Annotated in this window: 11 protein-coding genes; 5 read left to right on the top strand and 6 right to left on the bottom strand. The window is 61.9% G+C overall.

All coding sequences use genetic code 11. The annotated features are described in order from the left end of the window. Positions 1-513 precede the first annotated feature (513 nt). Complete coding sequence (locus tag MTX36_RS15170) at positions 514-921, top strand: VOC family protein (protein WP_243620570.1); 408 nt, start codon at positions 514-516, stop codon at positions 919-921. Positions 922-997: 76 nt separating this feature from the next. On the opposite strand, the gene MTX36_RS15165 is transcribed toward MTX36_RS15170, so the two are convergent. Next, positions 998-1972: a sigma-70 family RNA polymerase sigma factor gene (locus MTX36_RS15165; RefSeq protein ID WP_243620569.1), complete on the bottom strand. Its 975-nt coding sequence runs from the start codon at positions 1970-1972 to the stop codon at positions 998-1000. 234 nt (positions 1973-2206) lie between these two features. Between MTX36_RS15165 and MTX36_RS15160 the strand changes: the two genes are divergently transcribed. The 3 genes from MTX36_RS15160 to MTX36_RS15150 all read left to right on the top strand — a co-directional run bounded on the left by MTX36_RS15160 (position 2207) and on the right by MTX36_RS15150 (position 10696). Then, the gene (locus MTX36_RS15160; protein WP_243620568.1) at positions 2207-2962 is read left to right on the top strand and encodes an HD domain-containing protein; all 756 of its coding nucleotides are present in this window, start codon (positions 2207-2209) and stop codon (positions 2960-2962) included. Between the two features lie 249 nt (positions 2963-3211). Then, the gene (locus MTX36_RS15155) at positions 3212-4615 is read left to right on the top strand and encodes a hypothetical protein (RefSeq protein WP_243620566.1); all 1404 of its coding nucleotides are present in this window, start codon (positions 3212-3214) and stop codon (positions 4613-4615) included. 597 nt (positions 4616-5212) lie between these two features. Continuing rightward, positions 5213-10696, top strand: coding sequence for a carboxyl transferase domain-containing protein (locus MTX36_RS15150; RefSeq protein ID WP_243620584.1), 5484 nt, complete (start codon positions 5213-5215; stop codon positions 10694-10696). 58 nt (positions 10697-10754) lie between these two features. On the opposite strand, the gene MTX36_RS15145 is transcribed toward MTX36_RS15150, so the two are convergent. The 3 genes from MTX36_RS15145 to MTX36_RS15135 form a co-directional block, all read right to left on the bottom strand. Further along, complete coding sequence (locus MTX36_RS15145) at positions 10755-11027, bottom strand: hypothetical protein (protein ID WP_243620564.1); 273 nt, start codon at positions 11025-11027, stop codon at positions 10755-10757. A gap of 178 nt (positions 11028-11205) precedes the next feature. Next, entirely contained in the window at positions 11206-15048 is a 3843-nt protein-coding gene (locus MTX36_RS15140) for a cation-translocating P-type ATPase (RefSeq protein ID WP_243620563.1), read from the bottom strand. Positions 15049-15064: 16 nt separating this feature from the next. After that, on the bottom strand, positions 15065-15445 hold the full coding sequence (locus tag MTX36_RS15135) for a hypothetical protein (RefSeq protein WP_243620562.1): 381 nt from the start codon (positions 15443-15445) through the stop codon (positions 15065-15067). Positions 15446-15650: 205 nt separating this feature from the next. Between MTX36_RS15135 and MTX36_RS15130 the strand changes: the two genes are divergently transcribed. After that, positions 15651-16598: an aldo/keto reductase gene (locus tag MTX36_RS15130; protein WP_243620561.1), complete on the top strand. Its 948-nt coding sequence runs from the start codon at positions 15651-15653 to the stop codon at positions 16596-16598. A gap of 21 nt (positions 16599-16619) precedes the next feature. Here MTX36_RS15130 and MTX36_RS15125 read toward each other — a convergent pair whose 3' ends face one another. After that, positions 16620-17396, bottom strand: coding sequence for a hypothetical protein (locus tag MTX36_RS15125; protein ID WP_243620560.1), 777 nt, complete (start codon positions 17394-17396; stop codon positions 16620-16622). Positions 17397-17546: 150 nt separating this feature from the next. After that, a complete protein-coding gene (locus MTX36_RS15120; protein WP_243620559.1) occupies positions 17547-18794 on the bottom strand; it encodes a hypothetical protein in 1248 nt (415 codons plus the stop codon). Between the last annotated feature and the right edge of the window lie 24 nt (positions 18795-18818).

Genomic DNA, 18818 nt, shown 5'->3' with positions numbered 1-18818 from the left:
TACTCACACCCCTCACTCAGCACCGAAACCGTAAGGCCCGGAACATCATTCGCGATGTGAAGTACCAAAAATTTGGCACTGACATTCATCGACACACTGTTGAGTTCTCAAAGAACACGCGCACACCGTCACCGCCGACCCTCTGGCCGGCTGCTCTGGGGCAACTTTTCCAGCTTATCGGATTCTCTGCGCCGGCGCAAACCGGGCTGATCGTCGTCGTGAACTGGAGGTGAAGCACAACCATACAGGATGGAAACTGCTTCGGATTTCGTCAGGCACTTCGTCCAACCTCGTGTCTCTCGCTGTGAGGCGGGAGTCGGTGTCCGTGTCGCTCTGACTTGGAATAAGTTACGCGAGTGTTCATCGAAATAACAAATCGCCTGGTCACAACCCTGAGGAACCTGAATTTCGGCAATTTCAGAGTAAGGACAACCCGAATTCGATGAGTTTTTGCCGCCGCTGCGGTCTGTATGTAGGAGAACGCATCAACCAACGTTTAAGGAGTACCTACTCATGTCCCGTCTGCTCTTCGTCAACATGCCCGTCAAGGACGTTTCGGCTACACGTGCCTTCTTCAGCGGACTCGGCTTCGAGTTCAACGACATGTTCAGTGACGAGAACACCGTCTCGATGATCGTCAGCGACTCAGCGACGGTGATGTTTCTGAACGAACCCCGATTCGGTGACTTCATCGCAGATGACATCTGTGACACGTCAAAGGCCCGCGAGGCCCTGATGTGTGTCTCGGCAGAGAGTCGAGAAGAAGTAGACAGCTTTGTCGACGCCGCAATCGCAGCTGGCGGTACCAAGTGGATGGAACCCCAGGATCACGGCTTCATGTACGGCCGCGCATTCCGCGACCTGGACAATCACGTCTGGGAGGTCATGTGGATGGATCCCGCCGCGACGGTTCCCCAGTAGATCGACGGTTCCCCAGTAGATAAGGGTCGGCTACCGGAGGGATGTGCGAGCCAAGGCACTCGCACATCCTCTCCTCCTACAGTTCCGCCGGCAGACCGAACCGTGCAAACAAGGTCAGGTCAAAGAAGCAGGTCACATGTGAGATCCCTGATTCCGTCACGTCGAGTACATGCAACTGGAAGGCGCGGTGAACACCGTCCGGCTCTCGCATGTAGAGCCCGAACGCCGGTTGCCCGTTGGCCGCGGTCGGCAGCAGTCGCATCGCACCAGGTCCGTCGGCCGGGCACTTGTTCCCGATGAGTTGCCCGATCGCCCCGGGACCCTGGTACCAGCCTTCGAACGGCGGCATCTCCCAGATCGCTTCACGCGTGAACATCGCAACGATGGCATCGACGTCGTAATTCTCGAAGCTGCGAACATATTCGCGAAGCATTGTCCTGGCCGCGTCACTTGTGGGTTCCACCAGGTCGTCTTCGGTGGGCCCGATTGCGTTGAGCTGTGCGCGAGCGCGCTGTAGAACACTGTTGACGGCAGTGGTTGTGGTGTCCAGTGCCGTCGCAACCTCCGCAGCCTTCCATTGCAGAACGTCGCGCAACACCAATACGGCTCGCTGCCTCGGCGACAAATGCTGCAAAGCAGCGATCAATGCCAGCCGGACGGAATCCCGACGCACGACCATTACTGCTGGGTCATTCACATCGCTCAACGACGAGTCTGCAATGGGTTCGAGCCAGGCAATTTCATGGCGTTCGACCAGGTCATCCGAAGGATCTGAACTGGGCGCGCCCAAACCAACCGGAAGCGGACGCCTCGCGCGTCCCTCCAATGCCGTCAAACACGTGTTGGTCGCGATACGGTAGAGCCAAGTCCGAAACGATGACTGGCCGCGGAAACCCGAATACCCCCGCCACGCCCGAATGAAAGTCTCCTGGACCTGGTCTTCTGCATCGTGGATTGAACCCATCATGCGATAGCAATGCGCCTGAAGCTCACGGCGGTACGGATCGGCAAGGGTCAGGAAGTCACTGTCCAACGCCTGATCGACTGTCATTTGTTCAGCCTAAATGCGCGCGGCGGGATTGGCAGGAGTTGACGACATTTTAATCAAGCCGTCGACCGCAGCCCTGCCGACACCAGTTCCACTTCGAAGCAGAACGCCGTACGTTCGCAGAGCTGGAACGATGTGTATTCGATTGCACGGCAATAAGAAACGGTATCCAAATTTGATGCCGGTGCAAAAACCGCTCGGCAACGCAGCGTCAATTCAACGAAAGGTAATCCCCCTGTGAGCACATCAGATCCGATCACATCCGCCTTCAAAGATCTCACCCTGAAGGAGATGGATGCCGCGACGCTCGTCTTCGCGATCGAGAACGCAGTCGACGAGATGTCGATACAAAGTGGCACCCTGCGGCTCGCGATGGAGGTCGCCACACTCGCGCATCTCGAGCAGTCCCGAAAGAACGGGATCAAAGCCGACATTGATCCCTACATCGTTCACCCCTTGCGAAATGTGCTGCGGCTAATTCGGTACGGATGCGCCGACGCCGACGTTCTGGCCGCGACGGCCCTCCACGACACGGTCGAAGACCAACCACAGAAACTCATCCCCCTGCTCGGCGGAATTCCCATCGTCAACGAGGAGCCCTACGAGATGCGGCAGCACGCCTTGACACTCATCGTGGAGCGCTTCGGCCCCAGAATCGCTGAAATCGTTGCCGCAGTGACTAATCCAATCAACTACGGGCAGGACGGCAACGCATCTGGATACCGGGACCACGTCGTCGGCGCTATTTCGGATCCTTCGGTGTTTCTGGTGAAGTTCAGCGACTTCGTCGACAACGCCGGCAGCGTCAAGTACCTGGCGAAGGCTCCGAGGCTGAAACTGGTCGCCAAGTACGAACCCCTCGTAGAACCCTTCAAGGAGGCTGCACGGTCCTTCGGAAGCACATTGAATCTGCCGCAGGCGGGCCTCGACGGAATTTCAGAGCACATCGCCACAATCGAATCGGACTTCGCGCGATTGCGCGCATCCACCTGAAGGGTCGAGTGTCGTCCGTTCAGATAAATTTGGCGCAGAAACCACCCAACCAGACAAATGCGGGATGGGCATCCGGCGCCCAACAATTCGGGCCACCCAGCGGCCGGACCGCTCCCGCACGCAAGTGGAGCAAGGGCGGTAGGGATCGCACTGGTCTCAGTCGTGGCGGTACTGGCGCTCACGGCAGGGTCCGTCGCCACATTTCAGTATTTCCGAAACTCGGACAGCACAATCGCACTTCCGCCCGGCATGACAAAGGGCACCTTTCCGACTGCGCCAGAAGTGGCGTGGACGGCGGATCCTCACGACTACATGTCGGGATCTACAGCGTCATTTGTCAATCCCGAGTACGCCGGTCGCCGATACCTGTCCACCGGGTTCGTCGACGTCGGCGACAAACTCATTGCTGCTATCGCCAAAACGCAGACGGATTCCAACGAGTCCCGCCTGATTGCCCTGAACTCGCGAACAGGTGAGTTGGAATGGTCCGCACCGAGCACGTTCGGCGGCGGTTGTGCGAACGGCGTTGTCGAGGGCGCCCTCCCGTGCATCGAATCAGACTTCGGGCGCAACCCGAGAATGAAGTCCTTCAATGTTCACGATGGCACCATTCGAAGCGAATCCGCACTCAGCCCAAACACTTTGGCAATCTCGGTTGGCGAAGGGTCTGTCTTCACCGCTGCGTACCGCCCCGGCGAAGGTGAATACACACTGACCAGAGGCAGTGTCGATAATCCGGCGTCAGAGTGGTCTCGAAGCTATTCGACGAAGAAGTGCGGGGTTGGCAGTGGCGACCACTACGCACTGAAGATTTCGGACGGACTCGTATCGTTGTCCGGCATCGGTGGAGTAATTGCGCTTACATCCGCCGGGTCGGTCGTCGTGGAAGATACTGCGTGGGCCGGTCCGGTCCCAGGATTCGGGGCCGTTGCGGGAATGTGCGGCGGAAACACGAACGAACTCACCTTCACTCCGACGTACTTCGACACATCCGGCGCGGCGGTGTTCACGTCCAATGCGTCTGTCTCGCCCATGGACTTCTCCGGTTCCCCACTCATCCTGCCACACAACACAAGTGGTTCCCCCAATTCATCTGCATCTGCAGCCGAATCGGTCCAGCGCAAATTCAGGTTTCCAATCGGTACATTCTGGAGAACTCCCGATACGTTGTCCGGCAAATCCGGAGGAAGCTGGAACAAGATACTGGTCGAATGTGTCGAGTCCGGGAACGCCAGTGCAACAACCGGCGTTGTGGGACAGCAGGTTCCGAATGCCAAGATGGAGGCGACAGGCCCCGCAGCACCGCAAACCGGAGATGCCGAATCAACTGCGTTCGACGCACTGCGCGCCTTGGCGACTGCGGATGCTCCGTCCGTCAGTTCCGAACTCGCCGACCGCTGGGTACCGCAGCTCAGTTCGAAGCGACCAGGATTGGTGGCCGAAGGTAAGACGTGGAACAACTCGACGAGCATCTCGCCTTACGGCTGGAGTTTCCCCAGGTTCGACTGCTGTGGTCGGACGACTGGAGCGTGTTCAGTGCTCCCGACTTCTGGATCACGATCATCGGAGTCACTTTCCCCGATCCCGACGGTGCACACGGCTGGTGCGTCGGCAACGGCCTCGACCGCGAACACTGTTATGCGAAGTTGGTGAGCAAGACCCATCCGATCGAAGGCAGCACAAAATCTAGCTGATTCCTTCAGCTCACCGGACCTTCGAACAACCGCCACCGCGGGCTCCGGTGTACACAAATGAGCGAATATCCGGCTGAAAAAATACCCACCGGTAGTACCGATGAGTAATATTCGCACAATCCAATAATTCGGCAGCAGAATCAAATTTGTTACCAGTGAGTATTCAAATTCGTCCACATTTACGCCAACCGTGATCCCTGTCACAAGCTCGAAAGTTGTTGGAGCACAGCATATTAACCGGTAGGCGTAACCATGGTTCACGTTGACTAATACACTTCAATTCGCCGAGGTGACACAGGCGGCGACATACTGCATCCTTGAATAAACCAGGCATTGCCTGGGAGCCGACATACGATGTAACTCATTAATGATTGGAGCGGTTCTGAGTCCATGCACTATGTGTGATGCCGCAACTCGACATCACCGGACTCAACAGACCGAACTGACAGTCATCTGTCGATGCGCACTCGGGGGATTGTGACGCACGATCAGCCCATATCGCAACGATCACAACGTACGTGACGCAAGAATCTCATCAAGGACGGTGGCAGTGACAATGTTCAAACGAATCGCAGTGGTCAATCGAGGTGAGGCCGCGGTCCGCCTGATCAGGGCAGTACGCGAACTGAACGCCGAGCACGACTACGGCATTCGCGTCATTGCGCTCCATACCGACGCCGAGCGTCGAGCAATGTTCGTCCGCCAGGCCGACGAAGGCGTAACCCTTCGCAGCACCGGCACCGGAAGCCCCTATCTCGATTACGTCGAACTCGAGCGCGCATTGCTCGCTGCCAAGGCCGACGCAGTATGGGTCGGCTGGGGCTTCGTTGCCGAAGACCCGGCATTCGCCGAGGTCGTCGCAAAGTTGGGCATCACCTTCATCGGCCCCAGCGCCGACGCCATGCGCCTCCTCGGCGACAAGGTGGCCGCGAAGATTCTTGCCGAGAAGGTCGGCGTCCCCGTCGCACCCTGGAGCGGTGGACCCGTCGAGACCCGCGCCGACGCTCGTCGTCACGCGCAGGCTATCGGCTACCCGCTGATCATCAAGGCTCGCAGCGGCGGCGGCGGGCGCGGAATCCGCAAGGTGTGGGCCGAGGACGAACTCGAAGTTGCCCTCGAACGCACCCAGGGCGAAGCCGAGCGTTCCTTCGGTGACCCCGTCGTCTTCCTCGAACGCCTGGTCACCGACGCACGCCACGTCGAAGTACAGATCATCGCCGACAACCACGGCAACGTTTGGGCTCCGGGCGTCCGCGACTGCTCGATCCAGCGTCGCAACCAGAAGGTCATCGAAGAGTCTTCTTCCCCCGTCCTGACCGAGGAGCAGTCGGATCACCTCAAGAAGGTGTCCGCCGAACTCGTGAAGGCTGCGGGATATCAGGGCGCCGGCACCGTCGAGTACCTGTACCAGCCCGAGAACAAGCTGTTCACGTTCCTCGAGGTCAACACCCGCCTCCAGGTGGAACACCCCATCACCGAGGTCACCACCGGCATCGACCTGGTCAAACTGCAGATTCTTGTCGCCAGCGGCGATGAACTGGTGGGAGACTGCCCGCCCGCATTCGGCCACGCCGTCGAGGCCCGCCTCAACGCCGAAGACGCAGACAACGACTTCGCGCCGGCCCCCGGCACAGTTCAGCTCCTGAAGTTCCCCCTCGGCTCGGGTATCCGGGTCGACACCGGCATCGCGGCCGGCGACGTCATTCCGCCCGACTACGACTCCATGGTTGCCAAGGTCATCGCCTGGGGACGCACGCGCGCCGAGGCACTCGCACGTCTGCGCACCGCTCTCCGCGAAACCACCGTCGTCCTCGACGGCGGCACCACCACGAAGTCGTTCCTCCTCGACCTTCTCGATCGCGACGAGGTCATCTCGGCCTCCGCCGACACGGGCTGGCTGGACCGCACCGGCGCTCTCGATACGACAACCCGCCGCGCCGACGTTGCACTGATCGCCACCGCGATCGATGCCTACGACGCCGAGGAATCCCTCGAACGCGCAGCATTCCTCGCCTCCGCACGTGGTGGCCGGCCCCGCGCCAACCACGCAATCGGCCGAACTGTCGAACTGAACTACCAGGGCCAGGCCTACAAGCTGACGGTCGGGCGCATCGGCCCCCACCGCTACCTCGTCGACGGTGACGCCGGTTCCATCGAAGTGGACGTCGATCGTCTCGGCGATTTCGAATCGCGTCTCGTCATCGGTGACCGACGCTTCCACGTAGTCTCCGTCTCCAGCCCCGCGCGTTACCTCGTCGAGGTCGACGGCATCAGCCACCAGATCAGCCAGGACGACGCCGGCGTTATCCGCGCTCCCGCCCCGGCAGTAGTTGTCGCTGTTCCCGTTGCCGTCGGTGACGACGTCGAAGCCGGCTCCACCCTCGTTGTGCTCGAGAGCATGAAGATGGAGACCGCCGTCCGTGCGCCCTACGCCGGCAAGGTCCGTGAGGTGCTGGCCACCGTCAACTCACAGGTCGATGCCGGAGCACCTCTCCTGCGTGTTGATCAGGTCAGCGACGAAGCCGTCGTCGAGAAGGCGCCCCGCATCGAATTCGACCTTCCCGCTTCGACTTCCGGATCCGACGTCCGTGACGACGCGCTGGCACAGCTCGAAGCTCTGACTGCCATGATCAGTGGCTACGACGTCAGCGGCAAGCAGGCCAATGCAGTTCTCGCCGAGTACGACGCACTACGCGGCGCACTGGAACCACAGGATCCCGCACTGGTTCACGCAGAACTCGCCGTGCTGACCACGTTTGCCGATATCTGCGAACTCTCACGCAACAAGCCCACCTCCGGTGAGTCCGCGAAGGACGAATCCGTTCACAGCCCGCGCGAGCATTTCCACACCTTCCTGCATTCACTCGACGTCGAGCGCGAGGGTGTGCCGGCGTCGTTCCGCACCCGCCTCGAGCGTGCCCTGCGCCACTACGACGTCACCGATCTCGAAGATCGCCCGGCCGTCGAGGAAGCGGTGTACCGCCTGTTCCTCGCACTGCAGCGCATGGAAGCCCAGATCCCGGTCATCGCAGCACTTCTCGAAGGCTGGCTGGCGGGAGACAGAGCTCCCGGTTGCTCGGCACAGGAACTGAACGAAGTCCTCGATCGACTCATCGTCGCCACCCAGGTTCGTTTCCCGCTCATCGGTGACGTCGCCCGGAACCTTCGTTTCCGCTTCTTCGACGAGCCCCGCATCCGCAAGGTTCGCGAAGACGTCTACGACGGTATCCGCGGAAACCTCGCCTACCTCGAAGAGCAGCCCGACGCAGCGGATTACGACCAGCGTGTCGCCAATCTGGTAGCAACACCGGAGCCTCTCCTCGACCTGCTGGGCCGACGCATCGGTCTCGGCAACCGTGACGGTGGACCACTCCTCGAAGTGATCACCCGGCGCTACTACAAGATTCACTCGTTCGAGGACGTCCGAGCCTTCGAACACGTCGACCGTCGCTTTGTCACCGGCAACTTCGATCTGCGTGGTGCACAACTGCACCTCGTCTCGGCAGTCGCCGAATTCGATTCGCTGGCTACAGCTCTCGACGACATCTCGTCCGTCGCTCAAGAAACACCCGCCGGGCGCGGACTCGTCGTCGACATCTACCTCGACTGGCCGGAGCATCCCGCCGACGGCGAAGAACTGGTCGAAAAGCTGCGCAACATATTGTCCCGCAACGGGACCATCGCGAGTGCACGCCGAGTTACTGTCATCGTCTGCAACCCCAACGGCGAACGAATTCGCTGGGTAACCTTCCGCCCGGTCGCCGGAGAACTGGTCGAAGACCAGATCATCCGCGACATGCACCCGTTGACCGGTCAGCGTCTGGATATGTGGCGTCTGAAGAACTTCAACGGCAAGCGCCTCCCGGCACCGGAGAACACCTACCTGTTCCACCTCTCCGCCAAGGAAAACCCGTCCGACGAGCGCCTCATCGCGCTGGCCGAAATTCGAGACGTGACACCACAACTCGACGACGAAGGCCGCATGGTTGCGCTGCCTGCCATCGAACGCACCCTCGCCGCCTGCCTGGACGGTATCCGCCGCGCCCAGAGCCAGCGTGGCGACAAGCGTCGACTCGCCGCCAACCGCGTCGTGCTCTACGTGTGGCCGGTGGCGGATGTACCGGCTGATCGGTACTCCGTGATCGCGCAGAACGCTGCCCGCCTCACCGTGGGTGCCGGAATCGAAGAGATCACGCTGATCACCCGCCTCAAGGATCCGAAGGGTGGGGCGCCCAAGGAAGTTGCGCTGCGCTTCTCGTACCGCGCCGGCGCCGGGGTTGTCATCAACAAGACCGAACCGCCTACCGAACCTCTGCTCCCCCTCGACTCGTACGCCCAGAAGGTCCAGAGCTCGCGGGCCCGCGGCACCGTGTACCCGTACGAACTGGTTCCGCTACTGACCGGAAACAAGGGAACATTTGTCGAGCACGATTTCGACGAAGCCGGAATCCTTTCTCCCGTCGATCGTCCGTTCGGGCTGAACAAGGCCGGAATAGTTGTCGGGCTGGTCAATACGCCGACCCCGCGTTACCCCGAAGGCATGACACGCGTCGCTCTGTTCGGTGATCCCACCAAGGCTCTCGGCACCGTTGCGGAAGCCGAGTGCTCCCGCGTCGTCGCAGCCATCGATCTCGCCGAGAAGCTGAACGTGCCCGTCGAATGGTTTGCACTGTCCTCCGGCGCCACCATCTCGATGGACAGCGGCACCGAGAACATGGACTGGGTCTCACGCGGCCTGCGCCGGATCATCACGTTCACCCAGAACGGCGGCGAAATCAACATCGTCGTTACCGGCATCAACGTCGGCGCCCAGCCCTACTGGAACGCCGAAGCCACAATGTTGATGCACACCAAGGGAATTCTGGTGATGACCCCGGACAGCGCAATGGTGCTGACCGGCAAGCAGTCACTCGACTACTCCGGTGGCGTCTCCGCCGAGGACAACTTCGGCATCGGTGGTTACGACCGCGTCATGGGTCCCAACGGCCAGGCACAGTACTGGGCACCCGACCTCACCGCTGCGTGCGAGATCCTGTTCCGTCACTACGCGCACTCGTACCTCGCTCCCGGAGAACGCTTCCCGCGTCGTGCGGCCACCTCCGACCCGATCGACCGCGACGTGCGCAGTTTCCCGCACACGCATCCGTCGAGCGATTTCGAAACCGTCGGCGACGTCTTCTCGTCCGTCAAGAACCCGGATCGTAAGAAGCCCTTCGACATCCGCACGGTCATGCGTTCGGTAGTCGACCAGGACCACTCCGTACTCGAACGCTGGGCCGACATGGCGGGCGCCGACACCTCCGTGGTGATCGATGCACACCTCGCCGGATACCCGGTTACCGTGGTGGGCATCGAATCTCGCGCAATTCCGCGCAAGGGCCACTTCCCCGCCGACGGACCGGATACGTGGACCTCGGGAACGCTGTTCCCGAACTCGTCGAAGAAGACGGCCCGCGCAATCAACGCGGCGAGCGGTAACCGTCCGATCGTGGTGTTGGCCAACCTGTCCGGCTTCGACGGATCCCCGGAATCACTGCGCAACATCCAGCTCGAGTACGGCGCCGAGATCGGCCGGGCCATCGTCAACTTCGACGGTCCGATCGTGTTCTGCGTAGTCTCGCGCTACCACGGCGGTGCCTTCGTCGTGTTCTCCGGAGCACTCAACGACAACATGGAAGTTCTGGCCGTCGAGGGATCGTTTGCATCCGTCCTCGGTGGCGCTCCCGCCGCAGCCGTCGTGTTCACCCGCGAGGTGAACACCCGTACCAACAACGATCCCAAGGTGCAGCAGCTCGAGTCGGATCTGACCGGAACCAAGGACGACACCGAGAAGGCCCGTCTCCGTGTGGAACTGAATGCCCAGCGCATCGCAGTCCGCTCCGACAAGCTCGGCGAGGTGGCCTCGGAGTTCGAGGCGATCCACAACATTCAGCGGGCCCGCGAGGTCGGTTCGGTGGATGCGATCGTGCCGGCAGCGGAATTGCGTCCGCAGATCATCGCGGCAGTCGAGCGAGGGATGAAGCGAGCGATTGCGAAGTAGCTAACGTGCACTGACAGCGTGGCCCCAGCCGAACATTCGGCCGGGGCCACGCTGCATTTCACACTCCTTCGAGCGCTTCGCCGACTTCCTCCAGCACTCGGTTGTGCTGCTCCGTCGCCAACAAATGCCCGGCAGCGATGGTGAGCGCTATCGGCCACTCGATGATCTCGAAGGCCACCATCAATCCCATTGCGGCAAAGTAGGCGAGCTGCTCCGGCGGCGGCAGCGGCACCGCCCCGAGCACCGGAAGGTTCAGTTCGAATCGATGAGCCGAACGGACCGCTTCGACTGCGGAACGTTGGTCGAGAACGTCGGCGACCTGCTGAGACATTGTTCGATTCCTTACGTTTTCTCGTACGTGCAACCGCGTTCAACGAGCCGACACCTTGGCCGAGCACGCTGTGCGTCGTGTCCGAATCTTTGCTTCACTCCTTGTCCCAGGTCCTGACTCCACCAATCCGCGAGGTCTACGCGGTACTGATCCGAATCGGTGTTCTCCGAATCGTCGATTAACCTTCGGCGGCCACCAACTTCTCGACCACTCGAGGCATCACGGCGGCAAGAGCCGTCGCTGCGGACGCGCACCCGACAGCCTGGAACCAGGCAAGCGGTCCCAGCGGAGTGCAGCCCAGGAACTGACTCACCACCGGCGTACTGACCAGCGCAGCGAGCACGGCGACGGACCCCACGGCCGTCACGACAACCAACGGACTTCGCGATTCGATCAACGTCTGCCCGAGCTGGGTCCCCACCAACGCAACCAAGGCAACCGTCGACGCTCGGCGCCGACGGCCGGTGCCCCGGGCAAGAATCCAGGCCGACAATGCACCGAGTGCCGTAGCGGCCCCACGAATCGTGATGGTTCGCCAGAGGTCGTCGGTGTCTGACCCGCGAGAGTCCAGCTGGCGCTCGGCCGTCGGCGTGCTCACTGCGAGTGCTGCTGCGGGCAATGCATCCGTCATCAGATTGACCAACAACATTTGCCGCGCATTGAGCGGAGACTCTCCCGACAGCGCGCTGCCCGCCAGTGCAAACGCCACCTCCCCGGCATTACCGCCGAGGAGGACGCCCACGGCCGAACGTACGCGTCGCCAGAGCTGCGCGCCTTCGTCGAGCGCATCGATCAAGCCACTCACATGACCGTCCAGCAGGACGATATCGGCAGCGCCACGAGCCGGATCGCTATTCGACACCGCCACCCCGATACCTACACTGGCAGCGCGGATCGCGGCCGCGTCGTTGGCACCGTCGCCGACCATCGCACACACCGATCCACCTGCCTCCAGCGCATGAACGACCTGCACCTTGTGCTCCGGTGTCATCCGGGCGAATACAGTTCGCTCCGTGACGATCGACTCCCGCTCGCTGCGCGAGAGGCTCTCCCACTCCGAGCCGGTGACCACATCATTCGGTTGCACGGCCATACCCAACTCCGACGCGACCGCCGCTGCGGTGAGCGGATGATCGCCGGTGAGCAACCGGATTCCGAGATCGCGGCCTTGAAGGTCCTCCACGAGTTTTCGGGCGTCCGATCTCACAGTGTCCGAGAGGCCGAGCAATCCCACCGGCTCCAAGTTCGAAGTACAACATTGCTCGAGAAAATCCGGGTCCTGCGCTGCCCGCTGGGCATCCGACTCGGAAAGTTCGCGGTGAGCCACCGCGATCACTCTGAGTCCGCGCTCAGCCATACTCCGAACATGCTGTGCAGAAACATTTTTCGGCGCAGAACTCGCCGATACGAACTCCGGTGAGCCCTTGAGCGCAATTCGACGACCGATCAACGCCGCCGAATACGGTCGGCCCGATCGAAACGGCACCAACGCCGATGCCTGAGCACCCTCGAACACCAGCGGATGCTTCAACACTTCCTCGGCGGCGCTCACGACAGCCGAATCAGTCGAGTGAAATACCTGGTCGCCCGTGCTGGCCAGCGCACTTCGTGCGGCAACTTCCAGAATTCGATCACCGTTCCAGCCGTCGACGCGTTCCACCGCCGCAACGCGAAGATGGTTCTCACTCAACGTCCCGGTCTTGTCGAAACAGACGCAATCGACACGTCCTAATGCCTCGATCGAACGCGGTGCTCGAACCAGTGCGCCCACCGAAGTCAGCCTCCGAGCAGCGGCCTGCTGCGCGAGGGTCGCCACAAGTGGCAATCCTTCCGGCACGGCCGCAACCGCGACCGCTACTCCGCCGGTAACTGCTTGGCGAAGCGCAGTACCGCGGAGCAAGCCCATCGCGGTGACCAACGCGCCGCCGCCGATGCTGACAGGAAGTGTCTTCTTGGTCAGCTCACGCAAGCGGCTCGACAATCCGACGTCGGGTCCGACTCTCGGTTCACGGACGTCGACCCTGCGCGCCTCGGTGCACGAGCCGACGGCGGTCACTTTTCCCTGGCCCGCTCCGGCTACGACTGTTGTTCCGGCGTAGACCATGCAACTACGCTCAGCCACCGGAACGCCAGGAGTAGCGCGGGTCTGCTTCTCGACAGGCATGGATTCACCGGTCAGCGACGACTCGTCGATCTCGAGCGACTCGCAGCGGACAAGTCGACAATCGACCGGAACTACATCGCCAGGTTCGATGTCGACGATGTCTCCAACCGTCAACTCATCGGCTGGAACTCGCTCCGCGGCAGCTGAACCTGGCGGCACACGGCGAGCCAACGGCTCTTGAACTCGAAGCAACTCGCGAACAACACGTTCCGAGTGCAGCCTTTGCATCGCGGACAGCGTTGCATTGCCTGCGAGAACGGAACCGACCAGGACGGCATCGATCGGCGAGCCCAGGATCGCACTGGCCGCGGATCCTGTTGCGAGCACCGGCGTCAACGGATCCGCCAACTCGGATCGCACCGCGCCCAACGCTTCCCGAGCGAGCCGGACCGGTGCCAGGACAAACGAAACCGCCTCCGTGCTGCGCGACGATCGGACCTCAGCCTCGCTCGAAGGCAACTCGCTCAACACTTCTTCGACGCCCAGTTCGTGCCAGTCATTGCGCGAACTTCCGACCGGAACGTCGGCTCTCAACGCAGATCGAGCCAATCGATAGCCCGTCCATAGCGCCGCTCCGGCGCCGACGGTGACCGGACCCGGCCCCCGACCACGCACACCGGGAAGCATCACCAAAGTGCCCAGTAGCGAAGCACCGCTGGATAATTCGACGCCGCGCCGCGTCGCGGTCCGTGCCGCCGGTAGGGCGTGCAGCACCCGCCACACACCGGCAAGTCCGTGATCGAGAATATCCGCGGCCGGCGGCGCGCAGTCGGGTTCGGCGACCCCGATACGTACGACGGCCGGTCCGTCCAGATCGGATGCCGTGACCACGGCAACGTGTGCACCGGCGGCGGACAATGCCGTCAACGCAGACTCCAGCGCCTCGTCGATGCCGGCGGGTGCTGGATACAGTTGATCGAATCCCCCGCGAAGTGACCCGAGGCTGTCCACATCGATACCGACTGCCTGTACGCCGGCCGTATGCAACTGGGCAACTACCGCTTCCGCCAAAGCTTTTCGCTCGGGGATGACCAGAACCTCGGCCCCGTCGATACTGTGCCGGCCGACTGAGAGTTCGCCGTTTCTCAACTCTTGCCGAGCGCGGTTCCACACCTCCACACGATCTGCATCTGCCACGCCGCGAATATCAGCCACCCGGAGTTTCTCGGCGAGGAGTACCCGCGGATCGATCAGTACCGTGTCGACTCGGTCGAGTCTTCTCACCGCGCCCGGGTCCACAACCAACGATCCCTCCCGGCGCCACAGTTCCCGCGTCAGCATGGCAGAGAACGATTCCCGAGAAACACGCAACGCTCGCGGCGACGCGACCCGAACCGCAGTTGCTGCCGTCTCCGAACTACCTGTCACACACGCGATCACTCCGGCGGCTGTCAGTTGACCGAGAGCCGTCCGATCCGCATGACGTTCAGCGAGCCCCTTGACCTCCAACTCCTCGACATCGGACGGGTCCGAAGCCTGCGCGACACCCCACTCGGAGAACGCCCTCCGCAGATTCCACGCCTCGTCTAGTCGGAGCGACCGCACCCCCACATCCACGAGCAGTGCCGTTGGAGCCTGCGTCAGCACATCAGCCACCGAGGTGGCGGACTCGAGAACGACGTCGGTCAACGAACGACCGATGACCTGCTCAACCCGTTTTCGCAGACGCGGTTGGTAATTCACCGCTGCCACCCCGGCAGCAAGCAACGACGATCCCGGCATCGGTGGCACTCGCGCCAACGAACCCGCCAGTGCCGGAACGAGTCCCGCAGCTGCGACTGACGTGGTGAACACCCGGGCGATCAGATCCCCGGCAGGTGCAGCTCGAACGACGTTCGAGACGAGAGAGGGAAACACTGCCGGAAACATGCTCTCAGGACGCCGACTGGCTCTTGTGCGATGTTCGTGCGGCAGGTTTTTCGGACTTTCGGGGATGCTGCTTGTGTTCGTTGTTCCCCGCGCCGTCGGCGGCGTGATCCTTACGGTCCAATTCGCGTAGAACCACCGCCGTACCACCCACAGCTGCCAGTACCGGCCATTCCACCAACCCTGCAGCCCCGACCGCCGCCAGTGTGAGAACCGCCGTCGGCGTCGACTTCGCTCCGGCCCGAATACCGTCGCGCACGCCACCGGCTGCGCCCCGGATTCCGCCGCTCACCCCACCGACAACGCCTCCGCCGACTGCGCCCACAGCGCTGGTTGTCATGCGAGCGGCGCCTGTGACAACGCGGGTGGCTTCATTCACGATCGACATCGCCACGCTCCTATCAGGAGTCCATCGAATTGATTCGGTACCAGGTGCCATACCCACCAGCGCCGACGGCAATCACGATCAGCACACATTCTCGACCCAACCGACAGCCCTGCACTCATTTCGGGCGCAGTAGCGGTACGGTGCGAGAAGCGGCTCGGACGTCGACGAAGAACGTCCGCATTTCTATCGACAGGACTCCTCTACTGTGGCGATTATCGGCAACTCCGAACTCGACGTCTTTCGTTTGTCTTTGGGCGGCAACCCCTTCGGATGGACGGCCGACGAACCGACATCGTTCGAGATACTCGACGCCTTTGCCGAAGCCGGCGCGAACTTCATCGACACGTCCGACTCGTACACCGCGTCCGTCGCCGGAAACTCGGGGGGAGAATCAGAGACGATCATCGGAAACTGGCTCACCGACCGCGGATTGCACGACGACGTCATCGTTGCCACCAAGGTGGGCAGCCACCCTGATTTCAAGGGACTGAAGGCAACAACCATCGCTGCTGCCGCAGACGCGTCGTTGGCGCGGCTACAGACCGACTGCATCGACCTGTACTACGCGCACTTCGACGATCCCGACACACCGCTCGAAGAAACTCTCGAGGCCTTCAACGCACTGGTCGAGGCCGGGAAGGTTCGCTATCTCGGAATCTCCAACTACAGCCCCGACCGTGTTCGCGAATGGCTTCGTATCACCGCGGAGAACGGGTACGCCCAACCGATCGCCATGCAACCCCACTACAACCTGGTGCACCGGAAATCGTACGAACCCGAACTCGCCAAAATCGCCACCGACAACAACATCAGCGTCTTTCCGTACTTCGCCCTCGCATCAGGTTTCCTCACCGGAAAATACCGAACTCGCGCAGACATCGAAGGGAGCCCGCGCGAACGAATCACCGCGAGCTACTTCAGCGACGCCGGACTGACTGTCGTCGATGCACTTGCCGATATTGCGAGCAACCACGACTGCGAAATGTCGACCGTCGCCTTGGCCTGGTTGCTGACACGCCCGGGCATCACCGCTCCGATCGCGAGTGTCAGCCGCGTCGAACAACTCCCCGCGCTACTGGACGCGCCGAACCTGGTGTTGTCGTCGGATGAACTCGATGAACTCGAACGCCTGTCCACCGCGGTCGGAGCCTAGGGCCGAACAGTCGCCGATCCGTCAGGCGGACTTGCGGCGGCGAGCACCCAAAGTGGAATTTCCGATAGTCCAGAACGCCCAACCGTCGTAGCTCTCGATGTCACCGGAAATGTGTCCGGTGACAGCGTTGGCTGCAGCAGTCGGGTTGGGGAATCGGCGCCCTTCCATCGGGCCCCGCATGACCTCCAGAATCTCCGTTGTCTCGTCGAAACGACCGACCCAGCGGTAGCCGTGGCAATCGGCAGTCACCTCGAGGCGCAAGTCGATGACCTCGATCTCCTCGACGGCAGCACTGGCCCGACGCTTCTTGGCCACAACCGGAGTTGCCGTGCGCTTGGCTGCCACGGGCGCCTCGACGTGGATGCTCGTGTCCTTGACCGCTGCCAGTCCGAGAGCATCCCAGCGATCGTGGCCGTGCACAACGCGCCCCCGCGGAATCGCATGATGACCGGTGCGCGTGCGTCCCGGGCTGTCCATGATCCACAGATCGACCTCGGAGCGGATATCGTCGGCAACCTCCACCGACGGCAGCATGAAGAACTGGTGGGGATCTACCGCCAGATCAACGAACACCCAGAACTCGGAGCGCGTGTCATCACTCTCGATGTCCTCGTCCTGGCGTCGCGCCTGCCAGTCACCGTCGAGCTTGGAGCGAACCCGAACGATGCGGGTACTGCCGTCGCCGCCCTTCACTTCCACCGGGTTGCGGCGCGAATGCGTCAACCGCACGGCTTTGCCACCACGCTGGGTCACTTCGGAAATGAACGCATTGATGCCGCGGCTCGCGGTGTCTTCCATGGTCGGCCTGTCTTGAAGCTGTTACGCCCGGTATCGCCAGATCGGCCTGCGGGTGGGGCGGAAGCGGACAGTTGTCGCGGCCAACGCCCGGCGAATCCGGCTCACGGCCGGTTTACTTACCTCGACCTTACATCGCCGCGACCGGAGAGCCTAAGGTGCCCGACGCTCATTCCCTGAGGTCAGAAGTGCAATGTCGCCGTACAACGCTGCGCGATGGGCAAACATCAACTCGTCGACACCGTCGAATTGGTCGCCCACATGATGTGTATTGGCTGCTGAAAGTTCCCGCGAACCCGAGCGCGCCAACAGGTCGTCGATACGGCTGTCCAAACTCGCCGCATGCAAGGCAGCACGCTGGGAACTGAGCTGATCCTCGGCGCGTGAGACCAGATCAGCGATCCGCGCCAACGCCGCCGCCCTTTCGACCAACTGGTCCCAGACCGCCCCGAGAGCCTCGGTACGTGAGTCGATCGATGCGCGGGTGCCCTCGTCCCGCGCGAAAGTTGCAGCCTCGTCGAGTTCGGCAAGAATCGACCGAAGCGCGACAGCGTCCACGGAGATCTGGGTGACCTCGTCGGCGAGGTCCAGCTGATTTCGTTGAATGACAAAATGATCCGAATGCCAGGCGTTGGACGATTCGATGCGGTCGTACACATTGCCCGCCAGGTAGCGCAGTGCGTCGTACCGGCCGGCAGCAATCGAATGGTCGTGGTCAACCAATCCGTCGAGAGCTTCGGCTATCCGACGACCCGTATCGGCGATGACCCCTGAACCCTCGAAACGTGCCAATCGCCCGGCAAGCTTGTCGAGGGCGGCGCTGCCGGTACCCGCCACAACTCCCAGACCAGTCACCGGCTTCATCGGAACGGGCGTGCGACTGAGCCCCACGAACAGCGCCTCACGTTGGTCGACGTCGAGATGCAGACCGTCACGTCGATCCTTGCGGATAGCGCGGACGCTACTCGCGAAATGCCGATTGGATTGTACGACCGCTGCCCGAGCGGCTTGGACGCGTTTTTCCAAAGCTTGGACTCGACGTTCGAGCACTACGTGGACGGGTCCGATCCGGTTGGCGCTGAGCCGCCCACAGGTTCGCGCGTATTCATCGGTGAGCTGCCGGAGTTCGGACCAACCGCCGATATCCGGGAAGGAACGTCCGACTGCGCGGCGATTAGCCATGATCGATCGCGTGTCGTCATCGACGTACCCCCCGGCTAGGAGAAGCGCGGCCTCAGCGGACAGTTCCGGTCGATTCCATTCGATCAGCCCGGCGCCGCACCAGGCCCGAACTTGGTTGGAGATCAGCGCTCGTCGCTCGGTAACCAACACATCTGCCCCACCGTTAACATCTGCCCCAGGGGTTACATCACCCGAGCCGACGCCGTGAACTTCTGCCATGTCATCCCTCCCAGGTGCCGATAT

The sequence above is a fragment of the Rhodococcus sp. ARC_M6 genome, assembly GCF_022810305.1.
GTDB lineage: Bacteria > Actinomycetota > Actinomycetes > Mycobacteriales > Mycobacteriaceae > Rhodococcus_F.
The sequence above is the reverse complement of the archived record's forward strand: the minus strand, read 5'-3'. Positions and strand labels throughout refer to the sequence as shown.

Coding starts and splice junctions, on each gene's coding strand:
- MTX36_RS15170 (WP_243620570.1), top strand. CDS start 514: ATGTCCCGTCTGCTCTTCGTCAACATGCCCGTCAAGGACGTTTCGGCT.
- MTX36_RS15165 (WP_243620569.1), bottom strand. CDS start 1,972: ATGACAGTCGATCAGGCGTTGGACAGTGACTTCCTGACCCTTGCCGAT.
- MTX36_RS15155 (WP_243620566.1), top strand. CDS start 3,212: ATGACAAAGGGCACCTTTCCGACTGCGCCAGAAGTGGCGTGGACGGCG.
- MTX36_RS15150 (WP_243620584.1), top strand. CDS start 5,213: ATGTTCAAACGAATCGCAGTGGTCAATCGAGGTGAGGCCGCGGTCCGC.
- MTX36_RS15145 (WP_243620564.1), bottom strand. CDS start 11,027: ATGTCTCAGCAGGTCGCCGACGTTCTCGACCAACGTTCCGCAGTCGAA.
- MTX36_RS15135 (WP_243620562.1), bottom strand. CDS start 15,445: ATGTCGATCGTGAATGAAGCCACCCGCGTTGTCACAGGCGCCGCTCGC.
- MTX36_RS15125 (WP_243620560.1), bottom strand. CDS start 17,396: ATGGAAGACACCGCGAGCCGCGGCATCAATGCGTTCATTTCCGAAGTG.
- MTX36_RS15120 (WP_243620559.1), bottom strand. CDS start 18,794: ATGGCAGAAGTTCACGGCGTCGGCTCGGGTGATGTAACCCCTGGGGCA.